The sequence below is a fragment of the Streptomyces sp. 796.1 genome, assembly GCF_047525675.1.
In the GTDB taxonomy this organism is placed as follows: Bacteria; Actinomycetota; Actinomycetes; order Streptomycetales; family Streptomycetaceae; genus Streptomyces.
In genome coordinates this window covers 75,552-93,591 of sequence record NZ_JBLIWA010000022.1, presented here as the reverse complement: position 1 = coordinate 93,591, position 18,040 = coordinate 75,552, and the positions used below count along the sequence as shown (strand labels likewise).

Sequence of the window (18,040 nt, the reverse complement as noted above, 5' to 3'; positions counted from 1 at the left end):
CGGGCGGCACCGACATGCGCATGCTTCCGTCAGGCGGGCGAACGGCCCGTACCCGTACCCGTACCCGTGCTCGTACGCAGACCGAGACCCCGCACCCGCACTCGTACCCGCCCCCAGCCCCCGGCCCACCCCCGCACCGCCGCGCGGCCCGCGCCGCCACCACGGCCAGGACCATCACCCTGCTCCTCGCGTTCGCGCTGGTCACGGCCGGGTGTGGCAAGGAGGGCAGCCCGCCGGCGAAGGGGCCGCGGCCCGAGGCGCTGCCGCACTACCGCGTCGACCGGGGGTTCGAGCTGCCGGACTCCGCCACCTGGCGCAAGGCCGAGCGGCGCGGCCATCTCGTGGTCGGGGTCAAGGAGGACCAGCCGTACCTGGGTGAGAAGGACCCGGCCACCGGCCGCTACAGCGGGTTCGACGTCGAGATCGCCAAGATGATGTCCGCCTCGCTCGGCTTCGACCCGCGGGGCATCAGCTTCCGCACCGTCGCGTCGGCCAACCGCGAAACGGCGCTCCAGAACGGCCAGATCGACTACTACGTCGGCACGTACACCATCAACGCCCTGCGCAAACGGCAGGTCGGGTTCGCCGGCCCGTACTACGAGGCCGGGCAGTCGCTGCTGGTCCGCCACGACGAGGACGACATCCACGGCCCGGACGACCTGGCCGGCAAGAAGGTCTGCTCGGCGGCCGGCTCGACCCCGTTGCAGCGCATCGAGGCCGACTACCCGAAGGCCGACCCCGTCTCGTACGACACGTACTCGATCTGCGTCGACAACCTGCTCACCTACCAGGTGGACGCGGTGACCACCGACGACACGATCCTGATGGGCTACGCCGCCAAGGCGCCCGACGAACTCAAGCTCGCCGGGCGGCCGTTCTCCAAGGAGCCGTACGGGATCGGCCTGCCCAAGAGGGACACCGCACTGCGCTTCGCGCTCGACGACGCGATCGTGGCGCACCAGAAGAACGGCGACTGGAAGCAGGCGTACGACGCCACCCTCGGCCTGTCCGGGGTGCCCGCTCCCCGGCCGCCGGCCGTCGACCGCTACCCGGCGGGCTGAGGAAGGCTGCGATGGACGTCCTCACCGACAACTTCTCCCGCTACGGCAAGGGCCTGCTCGGCACGGTGGAACTCACCTGCTACGCCTCGCTGCTCGCGCTCGCCCTCGGCATCCTGATGGCCGCCTTCCGGGTCGCCCCGGTCGGCTCGCTGCGGATCTTCGGCACCGTCTGGGTCACGGTGCTGCGCAACACCCCGCTGACCCTGCTGTTCTTCGCGGTGCTGCTGGGGCTGCCGCGGTTCGGCCTGGTGCTGCCGTTCACCACCTTCGCGGTGCTCGCGCTCGGCTGCTACACCTCGGCGTTCATCTGCGAGGCGGTGCGCGCGGGCATCAACACGGTGCCGGTCGGCCAGGGCGAGGCGGCCCGCAGCCTGGGCATGACCTTCGGGCAGACGCTGGGGGCGGTGGTGATGCCGCAGGCGTTCCGCTCGGTCATCCCGCCGATCGGCTCGACGCTGATCGCGCTGGCCAAGAACTCCGCGATCGCCGGCTCGTTCAGCGTCACCGAACTGCTCGGCACCTACAAGGTCCTCAACGAACTCGGCTACAGCATCATCTGGACCTTCGTCTGGATCGCCGCCGGCTATCTGATCGTGACCCTGACCATCAGCGCGGTCTTCAACGTGCTGGAAGCGCGCTGGGGAGTGCCGCGATGACCCACACCGCCCTCTACGACGTGCCGGGCCCGCGCACCCGCCGCCGGCACCGGATCTACGGGGTGCTGTCCACCGCGGTGATCGTGGGCCTGCTGGCCTGGTTCGGCTACCTGCTCTACGACACCGGGCAGTTCGAGGCCGAGAAGTGGCGGCCGTTCCAGTACGAGGGCATCCAGGAACTGCTGCTGCGCGGGCTCGGCAACACGCTCAAGGCGTTCGGGTACGCGGCCGTGCTCTCGCTCGCGCTCGGCGCGGTGCTCGCGGCCGGCCGGCTCTCCGACCACCGCCCGGTGCGCTGGCTCGCCACGCTGCTCGTGGAGTTCTTCCGGGCCATGCCCGTGCTCGTGATGATCTTCTTCGTCTTCGTGGCGCTGAAGGTGCAGCCGCTGCCGGCGCTGGTCACCGGCCTCACGCTGTACAACGGCTCGGTGCTGGCCGAGGTCTTCCGCACCGGCGTGCACTCCGTCGACCGCGGCCAGCGGGAGGCCGCCTACTCGCTGGGTATGCGCAAGACGCAGGTCATGACGTACGTCCTGGTGCCGCAGGGGGTGCGGGCCATGCTGCCGGCGATCATCAGCCAGTTGGTGGTGGCGCTCAAGGACACCTCGCTCGGCTTCCTCATCACCTATGAGGAGTTCCTGCACGCGGGCAAGCTCATCGCGGGCAACCTCGACTACGGGCTGCCCTTCATCCCCGTCGTGCTGGTCATCTCGCCGATCTACATCGGCATGTGCATGTTGCTGTCCGGGCTGGCGAACTGGGTGGCCGCCCGGCAGCGCCGCAACCCCAAGGTGGAGGCGGCGGAGGTCGCCGAGCCCGAGCCGGGCACGCTGCTGCCGGGCGCGGGCGGCCCGGGGCGGCAGTCGTAGCGGGCGGGGGAGCGCTGGCGGGCGGGCCCGGCCGGCCACGGGCGGGCGCCGGTGCGTTCAGGCCGCCCGGTGCCCCTTCGGTTCGCTCGGGGCCAGTGCCGCCTTCGTCACGTCGGCCACCAACTCCACCACGTCGGCCCCGTACGCCTGCGAGTTGACCACCTTCAGCAGGACGCAGAACGAGCCGTCCCCGCCGCGCCGGCGGACCAGCCGGGTGTGCTGGCGCACCAGGTGCCGGACCGCCGCCCGGTGGGTGACCGGGCGCTGACCGGCCGCCAGGAACACCGGGCGATCGCCGCCGCCCGCCGTCAGCCGCGCCAGCAGCACGTACTCCACCGCGCCCGGCTCCATCCGGTAGTCCGTGCCGCCGATGGTGAACGTGGCGCGGTCGGCGCCGGCCTCGTCGCCGGGGTGGACCGCGACCCCGGGCAGCAGGTTGGCCAGGTGCGCGGCGAGCCTGCGGTGGGTGAGCGGGTCGCCGATGCAGAACTCGGTACGGGCCCCGAAGCCCTGCAACCCCGTGTCGTGCGGGGCGACCTCGGCGTGCGCCCCGCACCGCTCCACCACCGACGACAGGCACAGCAGGGCGAGTGCGTCGTGCCGCGGGATGCTCCACTGGCTGGCGGCCGTGGTGTCGCGGTGGGTGACCAGGACGCACTCGGAGCCCTGCGGCAGTCCGAAGAAGGCGCGCTGCCGGCCGAGCCCGTACCGGCCGGCGGCCGAGTGCGCGAGCCAGCCGAGCGCCAGCCCGACGACCAGCGCGGCGGCCCCGGCGATCAGGTCGGAGCGCGCGTCGCCGGTCGCCAGCGCCAGCCCGATGGGGTGCCACGGCTGCGGGGTGTCAGTCATGGCCGCGCATCGTAGCCCCCGATCGGGTACGTGTTCGAGTCCCGTGCGGTGACCGGCCGCTGTCGTGGGGTCTGCGGCGGGCCGCCGGTGGGTGTGGCGGCGGTGGTTGTGGTGGTGGTCGCTGCGGCTGGTGTGGTGGTGGGTGTAGCCACCGGTGCTGCGGCTGGTGTGGTGGTAGTTGCGGTAGTGGTCGCTGCGGCCGGTGTGGTGGCGGGCGCAGCGACCGGTGTGGCGACCGGTGCGCCAACCGCTGTGGTGACCGGTGCAACAGCCGGGGTAGCGGTGGGTGCGACGGCGGGTGCCACGGCCTGGTGGCGTGGGCCACATCGGAAGCTGAGGTTCCGTCGGCCCGGGCGCCCGGCAGCCGTGCTGGGGCGCTGGTCACACCCCGCGGACCGGGCACGGGGCGCGCCGCACCGGTCGGCGTCGGGCGGGGCCGGCCGGGCGACGGCGGCCGACCCGGCCCGGCGGGGCCCTGTCCTTGGCACCCGGGCCCGAGTAGGCTCCGGCCGCTGCCGCCCGCTTCCGGCCTGGAGGTCAGAATGGTCCGCCCCGTAGCGCCGCTCCGCTCGACCACGTCCGCTCCGGGGCTGCCGCCACCGGCCGCGGTGCGCGTGCGGGCCGGTGCCCGCGCCCGCCGACTGGGCACGGCCACCGCGACCGTCGCGCTGCTCGCCACGCTCGGCGCGGTCCCCGCCGCGGCGGACGGCGCCACGGCGGCACGGCCCGCGACGGAGGCCGGACCGGCCGCCGGCCACGGCCCCGGCGGGGCGCACGCCCCGGCCAAGACGCCGGTCGCGGTCGGTTACGGCGGCGCGGTCTCCAGCGTCGACGCCGACGCCTCGGCCGCCGGCATCGAGGTGTTGCGCCGCGGCGGCAACGCGGTGGACGCCGCGGTCGCCACGGCCGCAGCCCTCGGCGTCACCGAGCCGTACTCGGCGGGCGTGGGCGGCGGCGGGTACTTCGTCTACTACGACGCCAAGCGGCAGCGGGTGTCCACCATCGACGGCCGCGAGACCGCCCCGCGCAGCGCCGGCAGCGACCTCTTCCTGGAGGACGGGAAGCCGATCCCGTTCCAGGACGCGGTCACCAGCGGGCTCGGCGTCGGCACCCCCGGCACCGCGGCCACCTGGGACTCGGCCCTGGACCGCTGGGGCACCAAGTCCCTGGCCCAGGTGTTGCGGCCGGCCCAGCGGCTGGCTCGGGACGGCTTCACCGTCGACCAGACGTTCCGCAGTCAGACCGCGGACAACGCCGAGCGGTTCGCCGACTTCCCGGCCAGCGCGAAGCTCTTCCTGCCCGGCGGCAAGCTGCCCGTGGTCGGCAGCACCCTCACCAACCCCGACCTGGCCCGCACCTACGGCGTGCTGGCCAGGGAGGGCGTGGACGCCATCTACCGCGGCGACATCGGCCGCGACATCGTCCGCACCGTGCGCAAGCCCCCGGTCGCCCCGGACGCGGACCGCACCGTGCGGCCCGGCGACCTGACCCGGGCCGACCTGCGCGCGTACGCCCCGCGCCAGCAGGCCCCGAGCCGCTCGCACTACCAGGGCCTCGACCTGTACGGCATGGCGCCGTCCTCGTCGGGCGGTACCACGGTCGGCGAGGCGCTGAACATCCTGGAGAGCGACGCGCTCGGCGACGGGCGGACCGGCGCGCGGGCCCTCAGCGACCGGGACTTCCTGCACCGCTACATCGAGGTGAGCCGGATCGCCTTCGCCGACCGGGGCCGTTGGGTGGGCGACCCGGCGTTCGAGGACGTGCCGACCCGGCCGCTGCTGCGGCAGGAGTTCGCCGACGCGCGGGCCTGCCTGTTCTCCCCGGACAAGGCGCTGACCAGCCCGCTCGCCCCGGGCGACCCGCGCGACCCGAAGCCCTGCGCCACCTCGGGCACCGCCTCGCCCACCCCGTACGAGGGCCGGGACACCACGCACCTGACGGTGGCCGACAAGTGGGGCAACGTCGTCGCGTACACGCTGACCATCGAGCAGACCGGCGGCAGCGGCATCGCGGTGCCGGGGCGCGGGTTCCTGCTCAACAACGAGTTGACCGACTTCTCCTTCACGCCGATCACCCCGGGCGTGCACGACCCGAACCTGCCGGGGCCGGGCAAGCGCCCGCGGTCCTCGATGTCGCCGACGATCGTCCTGGACGACGGGCGCCCGGTGCTCGCGCTCGGCTCGCCCGGCGGCTCCACCATCATCACCACGGTGTTGCAGACCCTGCTCAACCACCTCGATCGCGGCCTGCCGCTGGTCGACGCCATCGCCGCGCCGCGCGCCAGCCAGCGCAACACGGTGGCCACCGACCTCGAACCCGGCCTGTGGGACAGCCCGCTGCGCACCGAGCTCGAAGCCCTCGGGCACAAGTTCGCCAAGAACCCGGAGATCGGCGCCACCACCGGAGTGCAGCGGCTGCCCGACGGCCGCTGGCTGGCCGCGGCCGAGACCACGCGCCGCGGCGGCGGCTCGGCCCAGGTCGTGCACCCGCACGGCACGCCGCCCGGCCGCTCCTGACCCCTGCGGTCAGCCGCCGACCGGCCATGGTCCGGCGGCGTCCTCGACCGGCCGCGGTGGCCCCGTGCCGCCGGCGGCTGGTCGGGGCGGGTGGCGGGGGCGGGCGTGCGGGGCGCTGGGTCGCGCTGGCCGTGGGCGTCCCGGCGAGCGTGATGGCTCGGGCCGGCCCGGGTCCGGGGCCGGAGGTTCGGGGCCGCTGGCCCCGTGCTCCTGGCCCTCCCGGTGCTCCTGATATTCCTGGTACGGGACCGGGGCGGCGCGACGGAAGGGGAGGTTGATGCGTCCCATTGATACGGACCTGCCCGCCGTGGCCGAACTGGCCCGGTTCCTGCGCGCGCTGACCGGGGAACTGGACACGCGCGCCGGTTGGTACGAGGTCTTCGCCGAGCGCGATCCGCAGGGCCTGATCGACTGCCTGGACGGTCGCGAAATACCGCCCTGGGACGTGGTCGAGGCGCTGCTGCACGATCTGGCGACGATGCGCGACCCGGCCTCCGCCACCCTCGCGCGGGAGCGGGCCGCGTGGTTGTACCGGGCCGCGACCGCCGCCTTCGACGCCCGCCCCGGCAGCCGGGCCGTGCTTGAGGAACGGCTCGCCGCGATGATCACCGAGGGTGCCCGCGCCCAGCGCCGCCAGCACGAACTGCTCGCCGCCGCCCGGGCCGAACGGAGCGCGCGGGGCGAGGCCGCAGCCGCCCGGTACGCCGCCGACCTCGCCTGGGCCCAGGACGACTGCGAACGCGCGCGGGCCCGCTGCGCCGAACTCCGCGCCCGGCTGCGCCCGAAGCCCGCGCCGGAGCCGGCATCGCATTCCGTGCCGCATTCCGTGCCGGAGCCCGCGCCGCATTCCGTGCCGGAGCCGGCGTCGAAGCTGGTGCCGGAGCCCGGACCACGGTTCGGGCCTGGGCCCGCCCCACAGCCCGCGCCGGGGCTGGCCCCGGAGCCCGTGCCGGACCCGGCGCGGGGCGGCGTACCGCCATCGGCGACGGCCCCGACCGCCCCGCCACCGGGGGAGGAGTGGGCGCCCGCGTCGTCTGGGCCGTTCGCACCATCTGGGCCGCCCGCGCCCCCCGGTCCCGCCCGCCCGGTCGGTGACGGCCCGGCACGTCCCGCCGCGCCGTCCCCCTGGGCCGGGCCCGCCGGCTCCGCCGGGCCGTTCGCTCCCGCTCCCGCAGACCCGTCGGACCCTGCGTTCGCGACCGACCCTGGCGCCCCCACCGGCCCCGCGAGCCCGCCGCCCGCCGGGGCCCCGTGGCGCCCCGTACTCCCAATTCCCGTACGGGAAGGGGAACTTACCTCTTCGGCGCCGGCCCTGCCGGATGCGCCGGGCGAGCGGGCCGGGCCGGGCGAGCGGGACGGGGCAGGCGGGCCGGTGGGGGCAACCGGGCCGACCGACCGCGCCGCGCCGTTCCCACGCGGTGCGCCCGACCCGGCAGACCCGTTCGAGCCCCCCGCCCCGCCCGATCCGCTCGGCCAGGAAGACCCGCCGACCCCACCCCACACGCGGGCCGCGGCGGAGGTTGCGGCGCGGATCGCCTGGTTGCGGGGCGCCCGGCGCAGCGGTGAGGCGCACGCCGTGCTGTGTGAGAGCGCCCGGTGGCCGGCGCGCCGACTGCCGTTGCTCGTGGTGGCGCTGGAGCGGGAGGGGCTCGGCGCGGACGTGGCGACGCTGCTGTGGGAGGTGGGTTCGCTGCCGCCGGCCGACTTCGCCGCGGCCGTCGCCGGGCTCGACGCCGCCGGCCGGCACCGGGAGTGCGCCCTGTTGCTCCGGCAGGGCGTGGCCCGCCCGGTGGCCGAGGTGTCGGCCGCGGCCATCGCGCTCGACGCGGCCGGCGACCGCCCACTGACGGTCGCCCTGCTCGCCGCCCTGGTCCGCGCCCGCAGCAGCAGCGAGAGCGCGCAGGTGGTCGCCGACGGCCACGGCGCGCTGCTGCCGCCGCTGCTCGAAGCGGCCCGTGGCATCTCCGCCCACCACTACCGGGACACCGTGCACGCACTGCGCATCGCGGGCGTCCCGGGCGTCCCCGACATCACCTGACAGGCCCTGGAATGTGATCGACTTCGTCGCTCGCCGCAGATGGTCTTGCCACCGTCCGTGACGGGCCTTACGGTCGCATCCTCACGTGATCTACGCGTGTGGAGCGCTGGCTCACTGCTGGTTGACGGCGACGAAGGAGCAGCTCATGGCCACTGTTGTACGTGCTGCGCTGGTGCAGGCGACCTGGACGGGCGACACCGATTCGATGATCGCGGGGCATGTGGAACACGCCCGTAACGCCGCCGCGCAGGGCGCCCGGGTGATCGGCTTCCAAGAGGTCTTCAACGCCCCGTACTTCTGCCAGGTGCAGGACTCCGCGCACTACCGCTGGGCGGAGCCGGTGCCGGACGGGCCGACGGTCACCCGGATGCGGGAACTCGCCCGGGAGACGGGGCTGGTGATCGTCGCCCCGGTCTTCGAGGTCGAGCAGCCGGGGGTCTACTACAACACCGCCGCCGTCATCGACGCGGACGGCAGCTACCTCGGCAAGTACCGCAAGCACCACATCCCGCAACTCCCCGGCTTCTGGGAGAAGTACTACTTCAAGCCGGGCAACACCGGCTGGCCGGTCTTCGACACCGCGGTCGGCAAGGTGGGCGTGACCATCTGCTACGACCGGCACTTCCCCGAGGGCTGGCGGGAACTCGGCCTCGGCGGCGCGCAACTCGTCTACAACCCCTCCGCCACCGCCCGCGGACTCTCCAGCCACCTGTGGCAACTCGAACAGCCGGCCGCCGCCGTCGCCAACGCGTACTTCGTCGCCGCCATCAACCGGGTGGGCGTCGAGGAGTACGGAGACGACGACTTCTACGGCACCTCCTACTTCGTGGACCCGCGCGGGCAGACCGTCGGCGAGGTGGCCAGCGACCGGGCGGAGGAACTGCTCGTCCGCGACCTGGACTTCGACCTGATCGAGCAGGTGCGCCAGGAGTGGGCCTTCTATCGGGACCGCCGACCCGACGCCTACGCGGGGTTGGTGCGCCCGTGACGACGGGTGCCGGCCGAGCTGCCGGGGCGGCGAGCCCCGTGCGCGTACGGCTCGGGGAGCTGGCCGCCCCGATCGGTCCGGCCCCCCGATCGGTTCCGTCCACCCCGGCCGGTCCGGTCGGTCCAGCCACCCCGGTCGGGAAGGGAGCCACGGCGCATGAGTGAGGCCAGTCGGACCGTCATCCGGGGTGGGCTCGTCGTCACCGCGGCCGACGAGATGCCCGCCGACGTGCTGATCGAGGACGGCCGGATCGCCGCCGTCGCCGCACCGGACAGCGCGTACGCGGCGGGTTGGACCGCGGCCCGGGAGTGGGACGCACGCGGCAAGTACGTCATCCCGGGCGGCGTCGACGCGCACACGCACCTGGAGTTCCCGTTCGGCGGCACGTTCTCCAGCGACACCTTCGCCACCGGCACCAGCGCAGCCGCCTGGGGCGGCACCACCACGCTGATCGACTTCGCCGTCCAGCCCAAGGGGTACGCGCTGCGCGACGGCCTGGACGCCTGGCACGCCAAGGCCCAGGGCAACTGCGCCGTCGACTACGCCTTCCACATGATCGTCTCCGACGTCAACGAGGGTTCGCTGCGGGAGATGGACCTGCTGGTGGCCGAGGGCGTCACCTCGTTCAAGCTGTTCATGGCCTACCCCGGCGTGTTCTACAGCGACGACGGCCAGATACTCCGCGCCATGCAGCGCGGCGCGGGCAACGGCGGGCTGATCATGATGCACGCCGAGAACGGCCCGGCCATCGACGTCCTGGTCGAGCAGGCGCTCGCCGCCGGCCGCACCGATCCGCGCCACCACGGCGAGGTGCGCAGGGCGCTGCTTGAGGCCGAGGCGACGCACCGGGCGATCGCGCTCGCCCGGGTCGCCGACTGCCCGCTGTACGTGGTGCACGTCTCGGCCGCCGAGGCGCTCGCGGAGTTGGCCCGGGCCAGGGACGACGGCCTGCCCGTGTTCGGCGAGACCTGCCCGCAGTACCTCTTCCTGTCCACCGACAACCTCGCCGAGCCGGGGTTCGAAGGCGCCAAGTACGTGTGCTCGACGCCGCTGCGGCCCAGGGAGCACCAGGCGGCGCTCTGGCGCGGCCTGCGCACCGACGACCTCCAGGTGGTCTCGACCGACCACTGCCCGTTCTGCTTCACCGGGCAGAAGGAGTTGGGCCGCGGCGACTTCTCCAAGATCCCCAACGGGTTGCCGGGGGTGGAGCACCGGATGGACCTGCTGCACCAGGGCGTGGTCGACGGGCACATCTCCCGGCGCCGCTGGATCGACATCGCCTGCGCGACGCCGGCCCGGATGTTCGGCCTCTACCCGCGCAAGGGCACCATCGCCCCCGGCTCCGACGCCGACCTGGTCATCTACGACCCGGGGGCGAGCCAGGTGCTGTCGGCCGCCACCCACCACATGCGCGTGGACTACTCGGCGTACGAGGGGCGCGAGCTCACCGGCCGGGCCGAGACCGTGTTCTCGCGCGGCGAGGCCGTCATCGACCGGCACGCCTTCACCGGCCGCATCGGCCACGGCCGCTACGTGCCCCGCGGCACGTGCCAGTACCTGCGGTGAAGTGGCCGGCCGCGCGCCCCACCGGGCCCGCGGCCGGCCCCGGCACGCCCCGCCCGACCGCCCGACACCCCGACCCTCCCGACCCCCTGACTTCCCGCCATCCAGGCCCGCCGCTGCGTACTGCGTACCTCGCGCCGCGTACCTCGTACCGCCCCCTTGGAGACCACCGTGGACTTCGGCATCGTCCTCCAGACCGATCCGCCCGCCGCGCAGACCGTCGGCCTGATGCAGCGCGCCGAGCGCAACGGCTTCCGCTACGGCTGGACGTTCGACTCCGCCGTGCTGTGGCAGGAGCCGTTCGTCATCTACAGCCGGGTGCTCGAACACACCGAACGGCTCATCGTCGGACCGATGGTGACCAACCCCGGCACCCGCACCTGGGAGGTGACGGCCTCCACGTTCGCCACCCTCAACGAGATGTACGGCAACCGGACGGTGTGCGGCATCGGCCGCGGCGACTCGGCGATGCGCGTCGCCGGCCGCCGCCCCTGCGGCCTGACCACCCTCGCCACCTGCATCGACGCCCTGCGGGACCTCGCCGAGGGCCGGGAGGCGGTGGTGGACGGCGCCACCGTGCGGCTGCCGTGGGTGCGAGGCGGGCGGCTGCCGGTGTGGATGGCCGGCTACGGGCCGAAGGCGCTGGCGCTGGCCGGGCAGAAGGCCGACGGGTTCATCCTGCAACTTGCCGACCCGTTGCTGACGGAATGGATGGTCACGGCGGTCCGCGCCGCCGCGGCCGAGGCCGGCCGCGACCCGGACGAGCTGACGATCTGCGTGGCCGCGCCGGCCTACCTGTGCGACGACACGCCCCAGGCGCTCGCGCACGCCAGGGAACAGTGCCGCTGGTTCGGCGGCATGGTCGGCAACCACGTGGCCGACCTGGTCAGCCGCTACGGCACGGAGTCCAGCGTCGTCCCCGCCGAGCTGACCAGCTACATCAAGAGCCGCGAGGGCTACGACTACGCGCACCACGGCCGCGCCGGCAACCCCGACACGGAGTTCGTGCCCGACGAGGTCGTCGACCGGTTCTGCGTACTGGGCCCGCCGGCCGCCCACCTCGCCAAGTTGGCGACCCTGCGGGACCTGGGCGTCAACCAGTTCGCGCTGTACGCCATGCACGACGCGCGCGAGGAGATCATCGACGGCTACGGCAGCGAGGTCATCCCCGCACTGGCCGCCCGGTAACGCCCCGCCCCCAGCACGGCTGGCCCTCCTGCCCGCTGCCCCGTCGCCCCGCGACCTCTCCCCACCCCTCGGTTCCCGACCTTTCGGCTCCCGCGTCCCCTCGGGCCGCGCTCCCTCAGTACGGTCCGCACACGGGTCGCCGCCCGAGCACGGCCCGGCACGCGCCCACCTCCGGGCAGGGCCCCGTACGCGCTCCGCACGCATCCCCGGTCGCGTACGGGCCGGGCCCCTCGCAGTCGCCAACCCCGTTCCCCAGCCGCCCGGTCGAAGGGTGACCGGGAGCGCGTCCACGGCCATCGCCGCGAACCCGATCGTGCCCGGGGAGCCGCCGGCGCGGGCGGTGCCTCCTAAGATGGCCCGCATGGCTGACACCGCGCGCTCTGTGCCGCGCCCCTGTTGTTGTTGTCGCTGACGCCTGCCCCGCGCCGCCGCGCCGCTCGTGCGCCCCGGTGATCCCCCCTTGGCCCCTGCGCTCTCCCGCGCCCTTTCCCGAGGTGTTCCGCGATGACTCCTGCCCGTCGTTCCCTGCTCAAGCTGCTCGCCGCCGCTCCGGTGGCCACCGGAGCGCTCACCCTCCCGCTCGCCCGGGCCTCGGCTGCTACGGCGGCCGATCCGACCAGCGGCATCGTCAAACCCCTGCCGCCCGAACTGTTCACGATCCGCGGCACCAACGCCGAGACCCGGCTCTCCGCCTTCCGCGACACCGGCTTCCACACCCCGACCGACCGCTTCTTCGTCCGCAACCACACCAGCACCCCGCGCATCGACCCGGACACCTGGGGCCTGACCGTCTGGGGCAGCGGCCTACGGGGCGGGCCCGTCCGCTTCACCCTGGCCGACCTGCGCGCGCTGCCCGCGGTCAGCCGCGACGTGGCCATCGAGTGCGCGGGCAACGGGCGCAGCTACTTCACCTCCCAACAGGGCGAGACCGTCTCCGGCACCGCCTGGACGCTCGGCGCCATCGGCGTGGCCCGCTGGCGCGGCGCCCGGCTGGCCGACGTGCTGCGCCGGGCCGGCATCGGCAGCCACGCCGTCGACGTCCTGCCGCGCGGCCTGGACGGCGACTACGTGACCGGCGGGGCCAACCTCGGCCGGGTGCGCCGCCCGCTGCCGGTGGCCAAGGCGCTGGACGACGTGATCGTGGCGTACGAGATGAACGGTGCGCCGCTCCCGCCCGACCACGGCTTCCCGGCCCGGCTGGTCGTGCCGTCCTGGATAGGGATCGCCTCCATCAAGTGGCTCGGCGACATCGAGGTCGGCGACCGGCCGCTGCACTCGCCCTGGAACACCGACTACTACCGGCTGTTCGGGCCGGGCCAGCCGCCGGAGGGCAGCGCCCCGCTCACCCGGCAGACCATCAAGTCCGCGTTCGACCTGGACCCCGGAGCCACCTTCGCGCCCCGCCGCCACCAGCACCTCACCGGCCGCTCCTGGTCCGGGCGGGCCCCGGTGGTGCGGGTCGAGGTGAGCACCGACGGGGGAGCGCACTGGCGCCCGGCCCACCTCAAGGGCCCGGCGCGGCGCGGGAGTTGGGTGCGCTGGTCGGTCCCCTGGCAGCCGGGCCGCGCCGGGTCGGCCGAACTCCTGGCGCGCGCCACCGACGCGGCCGGCACCACCCAACCCGAGCGCACCCCGCACAACACCCAGGGGTACCTGTTCGACGCGGTGGTCCGGGTACCGGTCACGATCGGCTGACGGGGCCGCACCCCGGGGGCCCGCGGGCGCACCGGGACGGCGCCCTTCCGCTGCCCCGGCTGCTGCCGCCCGGCGCCTGTCCGCCGCCCCGTGGCGGACAGGCGCCCTCCCCACCCGGCCCGCCGCTGCGTACCCTCACCGCAGCAGCACCGGCGTACGCGCCAGCGCGCGCCCGCCGTGCAGACCGCCCCCGGCCCGAGGAGTCCGCGCCCGTGTTCACCACCCGGCCCACCTTGCAGGGCACCTTCGGCATGGCCGCGTCCACGCACTGGCTCGCTTCCCAGTCGGCGATGGCCGTCCTGGAGGACGGCGGGAACGCCTACGACGCGGCGGTGGCCGCCGCGTTCGTGCTGCACGTGGTCGAGCCGCACCTGAACGGCCCGGCCGGCGAGGTGCCGATCCTGATCGCCCCGGCCGGCGGCCCGGTGCGGGTGCTGTGCGGCCAGGGACCCGCGCCGGCCGGGGCCAGCGCCGCCGGCTACCGCGCCCTCGGCCTGGACCTCGTACCCGGCACCGGCCCGCTGGCCGCCGCGGTGCCCGGCGCCTTCGACGCCTGGCTCCTGCTGCTGCGCGACCACGGCACCAAGCCGCTGGCCGAGGTGTTGCGCTACGCCATCGGCTACGCGGAGCACGGCCACCCGCCGGTGGAGCGGCTGACCGCGACCGTCGAGCGGGTGCGGGCCCTGTTCGAGAGCGAGTGGACGACGTCGGCCGAGGTCTACCTGCCCGGCGGCCGGGCCCCGGCCCCCGGCACCCGCTTCACCAACCGGCCGCTGGCCGCCACCTGGCGGCGGCTGCTGGCCGAGGCGGACGCCGCCGGCGGCGACCGCGAGGCCCGCATCGACGCCGCCCGCCGCGTCTGGCGCACCGGCTTCATCGCCGAAGCGCTGGTCGCCTCCGCCGCCCGCCCGGCGCTCGACACCTCGGGCGAGCGCCACGCGGGCCCGCTCACCGGCGACGACCTCGCCGGCTACGAGGCCAGCTACGAGGAGCCGGCCCGGCACGACTGGCAGGGCTGGACCGTCTGCAAGCCCGGCCCCTGGTCCCAGGGCCCCGCCCTGCTCCAGCAACTGGCCCTGCTGCCGCCGGACCTGACACCGGCCGACTACGGCACCCCGGACTACGTACACACCCTCATCGAGGGCAGCAAGCTCGCCTTCGCCGACCGGGAGGCCTGGTACGGGGACGCGCACGGGCCCGGCACGGTGCCGCTGGCCGACCTGCTGGACGCCGACTACAACACGGCCAGGCGCGCGCTGATCGCCCCCACCGCCTCGTACGAACTGCGCCCCGGCCGCCCCGCGGGCCGCATCCCGCAGTTGGCCGCGCACGCCCGCGCCGTCGCCCGCGGCGGCCGGCCCGCCGTCGGGCCGCTCACCAGCGCCGCGGCCGGCGTCGGCGAGCCGACCGTGGCCGCCGACGGCGGCACCCGCGGCGACACCTGCCACCTGGCCGTCGTGGACCGCTGGGGCAACATGATCTCCGCGACGCCCAGCGGCGGCTGGCTCCAGTCCAGCCCCGTCGTGCCCGAACTCGGCTTCCCGCTCGGCACCAGGCTCCAGATGACGTGGCTCGACCCCGACCTGCCGAACACGCTCACCCCGGGCCGCCGGCCCCGTACCACCCTCTCGCCCTCGCTGGCGCTGCGCGACGGCGAGCCGGTCCTCGCCTTCGGCACCCCCGGCGGCGACCAACAGGACCAGTGGCAACTGCACTTCTTCCTCGCCGCGGCCCTGCGCCCGACGGTGCGCGGCGCCCTCGACCTCCAGGGCGCCATCGACGCCCCCAACTGGCACCAGGACGGCTTCCCCGGCTCCTTCTTCCCGCGCACCATGGAGCCGGGCGGCGTGACCGTCGAGGAGCGGTTCGACCCCGCGGTGATCGACGGGCTGCGCCGCAGGGGGCACCGCCTCACCCTCGGCGGCCCCTGGTCGGAGGGGCGACTGAGCGCGGTCGCCAGGGACCAGGCGAGCGGACTGCTGTCGGCCGCGGCCAACCCGCGCGGCGCCCAGGGGTACGCGGTCGGCCGCTGAGCCGCCACCCGTGACCTCCCCTATGGTCTGGTTTGCCCGGAGTTCACCCCGCATCCAGGTGCGCGACGCCGTTCGGGTGGGGCTTCGTGGTTCGATGGACGCATGATCGAAGCAATGGACCCGGGGGAATGGGCGCGGCTCGAAGCCGCAGTGGACGAGGCCGTGCGGAAGGCGGCTGCCACGGAGATCATGCCGCGGTTCCGGCAGCTCGCGCAGCACGAGATCGTGCAGAAGAACGGCCCGCACGACCTCGTCACGGTCGCCGACCGGCTCGCCGAGGAGCAGCTCACCGCCGTCCTGACGGAGCTGCTGCCCGGCTCGGTGGTGGTCGGCGAGGAGGCGGTGCACGCCGACGCCGGCATCCTCGGCGCACTGACGGGTGACGCGCCGGTGTGGATCGTAGACCCGGTGGACGGCACCCGGCAGTTCGTCCACGGCGACCCCGGCTTCGCCACCCTGGTCGCCCTCGCGCACCGCGGCGAACTCCTCGCCTCCTGGACGTTCGCGCCCGCGCTCGACCTGATGGCGGTGGCCCGCAGGGGCGGCGGCGCCACCCTCGACGGCCAGCCGCTGCGCCCCGGCCCGCACCCGGCCGACCAGGTCATCGAGGTGGCCATCTCGCACTACGACTTCACCACCGCCGTGGAGAAGCGTGCCCTGGCCGGGCTGCTGACCGACGGCGTGGCGCCGCGCCCGTGCGGCTCCGCCGGCCTGGAGTACCTGAACGTGGCCCGCGGCCTGCTGGACGCCGTCGCCTTCTCCTGGGAGAACCCCTGGGACCACGCGGCCGGGCTGCTCCTGGTCGCCGAGGCGGGCGGCGCGTCGGGCACCGTCGCTGGTGAACCGTTCCGCCTCGCAGGTGGCAACGCCCTGCCGTTCACCGCGGCGCGTGACGAGGCGACGGCAGCGCATATCCTGAGCCTGCTGACCGCCGTCGGCTAGGTCAGCCGAGACGAACCCAGCACACGCCCAGCCAGCCGCAGTGGCGACCTCACAGGCGAGGAGGCCGATGTGCCGTCCATGCTCGACGCGGTGGTGGTGGGGGCCGGTCCCAACGGCCTGACCGCCGCCGTGGAGCTGGCCCGCCGCGGCCACACGGTCGAGGTGTTCGAGGCGCGCGAGCGGCCGGGCGGCGGCGCCCGCACCGAAGAGCTGACGCTGCCCGGCTTCCGGCACGACCCGTGCTCGGCCGCCCATCCGCTAGGCGCCGGCTCGCCCGCCTTCAACGCGATGCCACTGGAGCGGTACGGGCTGCGCTGGCTGCACGCCGCACTGCCGATGGCCCACCCGTTCCCGGACGGCACGGCCGCGGTGCTCGCCCGCTCGCCCGGCGAGACCGCCATGTCCCTCGGCCCCGGGGACGCCGGCACCTACCGCCGGCTGGTCACCCCGTTCGTCAGCCGCTGGGAGACGATCGCCGCCGACTTCCTGCGCACCCCCTGGCTCGGGCTGCCCCGCGACCCGGCCGGCTGGGTGCGGTTCGGCACGCTCGCCCTGCAACCGGCCGCACTGCTCGCCCGCCGCTTCGACGGCGAGAAGGCACGCGGCCTGCTGGCCGGGCTCGCCGCGCACGCCATCGCCCCGCTCAGCGGCCCGGGCACCGGTGGCCTGGCCCTGATGTTCGCGCTGGCCGCGCACGCCGTCGGCTGGCCGGTGGCCCGCGGCGGCTCACAGGCCATCTCGGACGCCCTCGTGGCGTACCTGCGCGAACTCGGCGGCGAGGTGCACACCCACTACGAGGTGCGCCGCCTGGACGAGCTCCCGCCGGCCCGCGCCTACGTCTTCGACACCTCGCCCACCGCACTGGCCCGCATCGCCGGGCTCGGCAACGCCTACCGCGACTTCCGGTACGGGCCCGCCGTCTTCAAGCTGGACTACGCGCTCGACGGGCCCGTGCCGTGGACCGCGGGCGCCGCCAGGCGCGCCGGCACCGTGCACGTCGGCGCCACCTACGGCGAGGTCGACGCCGCCCTGCACGCCGCGGTCGCCGGCCGCGACCCGGACGTGCCGTTCCTCATCACCACCCAGCCCAGCCTGATCGACCCGACCCGCGCACCGGCCGGCAAACACACCTTCTGGGCGTACGCACACGTCCCCAGCGGCTGGCGCGGCGACGCCACCGAGGCCGTCGAACGCCAATTGGAGCGCTTCGCGCCCGGCTTCCGCGACCTGGTGCTGGCCCGTGCGGTGGCCGGCCCGCCCGAACTGGCCGCCCGCAACGCCAACTACGTCGGCGGCGACATCGGCTGCGGCGCCTTCGCCGGGATGCAGACCGTCCTGCGCCCCAAGCTGGCCCGGGTCCCCTACGCCACCGCCCACCCCGCGATCTTCCTGTGCTCGTCGGCCACCCCGCCGGGGCCCGGCGTCCACGGCATGTCGGGCCACCACGCGGCCCGTGCGGTGTGGCGCCGGCTGCGCGCGGGGGACCGGCGGCGGTAGCCGTCGGACACTGCGGCGGCGAGGGAGCGCGGGAAGCGCCCGGGCGCGGCGCGGGCCGGGCGCGGCGCGTGCGCTGATCGGGCTCGGCGCGTGCGCGGGTCGCGGCGCGGTGCGTGCGCGGGTCGCGGCGCGGTGCGTGTACGGT

Annotated in this window: 13 protein-coding genes; 12 read left to right on the top strand and 1 reads right to left on the bottom strand. The window is 75.0% G+C overall.

Annotated features, from left to right (window positions below; all coding sequences use genetic code 11):
- Positions 1 to 20: 20 nt before the first annotated feature.
- From ACMA1D_RS16915 to ACMA1D_RS16905, 3 genes are read left to right on the top strand one after another with little or no spacing between them, the layout of a single operon-like run.
- Positions 21 to 1,061 carry a glutamate ABC transporter substrate-binding protein gene (locus ACMA1D_RS16915; RefSeq protein WP_414724805.1) on the top strand — a complete coding sequence of 347 codons (1,041 nt, stop codon included), beginning with the start codon at positions 21 to 23 and terminating at the stop codon, positions 1,059 to 1,061.
- A gap of 11 nt (positions 1,062 to 1,072) precedes the next feature.
- Entirely contained in the window at positions 1,073 to 1,717 is a 645-nt protein-coding gene (locus ACMA1D_RS16910; protein WP_414724804.1) for an amino acid ABC transporter permease, read from the top strand.
- Positions 1,714 to 2,586, top strand: coding sequence for an amino acid ABC transporter permease (locus tag ACMA1D_RS16905; protein WP_414724803.1), 873 nt, complete (start codon positions 1,714 to 1,716; stop codon positions 2,584 to 2,586). Before ACMA1D_RS16910 ends, ACMA1D_RS16905 begins: the two co-directional genes overlap by 4 nt.
- Positions 2,587 to 2,643: 57 nt before the next feature.
- Here the strand turns inward: ACMA1D_RS16905 and ACMA1D_RS16900 are convergent, their stop codons facing one another.
- Positions 2,644 to 3,435 carry a hypothetical protein gene (locus tag ACMA1D_RS16900; RefSeq protein ID WP_414724802.1) on the bottom strand — a complete coding sequence of 264 codons (792 nt, stop codon included), beginning with the start codon at positions 3,433 to 3,435 and terminating at the stop codon, positions 2,644 to 2,646.
- A gap of 542 nt (positions 3,436 to 3,977) precedes the next feature.
- Here ACMA1D_RS16900 and ggt point away from each other — a divergent pair.
- The 9 genes from ggt to ACMA1D_RS16855 all read left to right on the top strand — a co-directional run bounded on the left by ggt (position 3,978) and on the right by ACMA1D_RS16855 (position 17,895).
- Positions 3,978 to 5,951: a gamma-glutamyltransferase gene (gene ggt / locus ACMA1D_RS16895; protein WP_414724801.1), complete on the top strand. Its 1,974-nt coding sequence runs from the start codon at positions 3,978 to 3,980 to the stop codon at positions 5,949 to 5,951.
- Positions 5,952 to 6,228: 277 nt separating this feature from the next.
- Positions 6,229 to 7,989, top strand: a complete 1,761-nt coding sequence (locus ACMA1D_RS16890; protein WP_414724800.1) for a hypothetical protein — start codon at positions 6,229 to 6,231, stop codon at positions 7,987 to 7,989.
- A gap of 145 nt (positions 7,990 to 8,134) precedes the next feature.
- Complete coding sequence (locus tag ACMA1D_RS16885) at positions 8,135 to 8,977, top strand: nitrilase-related carbon-nitrogen hydrolase (RefSeq protein WP_414724799.1); 843 nt, start codon at positions 8,135 to 8,137, stop codon at positions 8,975 to 8,977.
- Between the two features lie 156 nt (positions 8,978 to 9,133).
- A complete protein-coding gene (hydA, locus tag ACMA1D_RS16880; RefSeq protein WP_414724798.1) occupies positions 9,134 to 10,543 on the top strand; it encodes a dihydropyrimidinase in 1,410 nt (469 codons plus the stop codon).
- A gap of 168 nt (positions 10,544 to 10,711) precedes the next feature.
- Positions 10,712 to 11,728, top strand: a complete 1,017-nt coding sequence (locus ACMA1D_RS16875) for a TIGR03842 family LLM class F420-dependent oxidoreductase (protein WP_414724827.1) — start codon at positions 10,712 to 10,714, stop codon at positions 11,726 to 11,728.
- A 504-nt stretch (positions 11,729 to 12,232) separates the two neighbouring features.
- Positions 12,233 to 13,423, top strand: coding sequence for a sulfite oxidase (locus ACMA1D_RS16870; RefSeq protein WP_414724797.1), 1,191 nt, complete (start codon positions 12,233 to 12,235; stop codon positions 13,421 to 13,423).
- Positions 13,424 to 13,635: 212 nt separating this feature from the next.
- On the top strand, positions 13,636 to 15,456 hold the full coding sequence (locus ACMA1D_RS16865; protein ID WP_414724796.1) for a gamma-glutamyltransferase family protein: 1,821 nt from the start codon (positions 13,636 to 13,638) through the stop codon (positions 15,454 to 15,456).
- Positions 15,457 to 15,558: 102 nt separating this feature from the next.
- Complete coding sequence (locus ACMA1D_RS16860; RefSeq protein WP_414724795.1) at positions 15,559 to 16,398, top strand: inositol monophosphatase family protein; 840 nt, start codon at positions 15,559 to 15,561, stop codon at positions 16,396 to 16,398.
- 78 nt (positions 16,399 to 16,476) lie between these two features.
- On the top strand, positions 16,477 to 17,895 hold the full coding sequence (locus ACMA1D_RS16855) for a phytoene desaturase family protein (protein ID WP_414724826.1): 1,419 nt from the start codon (positions 16,477 to 16,479) through the stop codon (positions 17,893 to 17,895).
- Positions 17,896 to 18,040 lie beyond the last annotated feature (145 nt).

What these genes read in the sequence shown, in the direction of transcription:
- ACMA1D_RS16915 (WP_414724805.1), top strand. Translation starts at nt 21, where the DNA reads ATGCTTCCGTCAGGCGGGCGAACGGCCCGTACCCGTACCCGTACCCGT.
- ACMA1D_RS16910 (WP_414724804.1), top strand. Translation starts at nt 1,073, where the DNA reads ATGGACGTCCTCACCGACAACTTCTCCCGCTACGGCAAGGGCCTGCTC.
- ACMA1D_RS16905 (WP_414724803.1), top strand. Translation starts at nt 1,714, where the DNA reads ATGACCCACACCGCCCTCTACGACGTGCCGGGCCCGCGCACCCGCCGC.
- ACMA1D_RS16900 (WP_414724802.1), bottom strand. Translation starts at nt 3,435, where the DNA reads ATGACTGACACCCCGCAGCCGTGGCACCCCATCGGGCTGGCGCTGGCG.
- ggt (WP_414724801.1), top strand. Translation starts at nt 3,978, where the DNA reads ATGGTCCGCCCCGTAGCGCCGCTCCGCTCGACCACGTCCGCTCCGGGG.
- ACMA1D_RS16890 (WP_414724800.1), top strand. Translation starts at nt 6,229, where the DNA reads ATGCGTCCCATTGATACGGACCTGCCCGCCGTGGCCGAACTGGCCCGG.
- ACMA1D_RS16885 (WP_414724799.1), top strand. Translation starts at nt 8,135, where the DNA reads ATGGCCACTGTTGTACGTGCTGCGCTGGTGCAGGCGACCTGGACGGGC.
- hydA (WP_414724798.1), top strand. Translation starts at nt 9,134, where the DNA reads ATGAGTGAGGCCAGTCGGACCGTCATCCGGGGTGGGCTCGTCGTCACC.
- ACMA1D_RS16870 (WP_414724797.1), top strand. Translation starts at nt 12,233, where the DNA reads ATGACTCCTGCCCGTCGTTCCCTGCTCAAGCTGCTCGCCGCCGCTCCG.
- ACMA1D_RS16860 (WP_414724795.1), top strand. Translation starts at nt 15,559, where the DNA reads ATGATCGAAGCAATGGACCCGGGGGAATGGGCGCGGCTCGAAGCCGCA.
- ACMA1D_RS16855 (WP_414724826.1), top strand. Translation starts at nt 16,477, where the DNA reads ATGCTCGACGCGGTGGTGGTGGGGGCCGGTCCCAACGGCCTGACCGCC.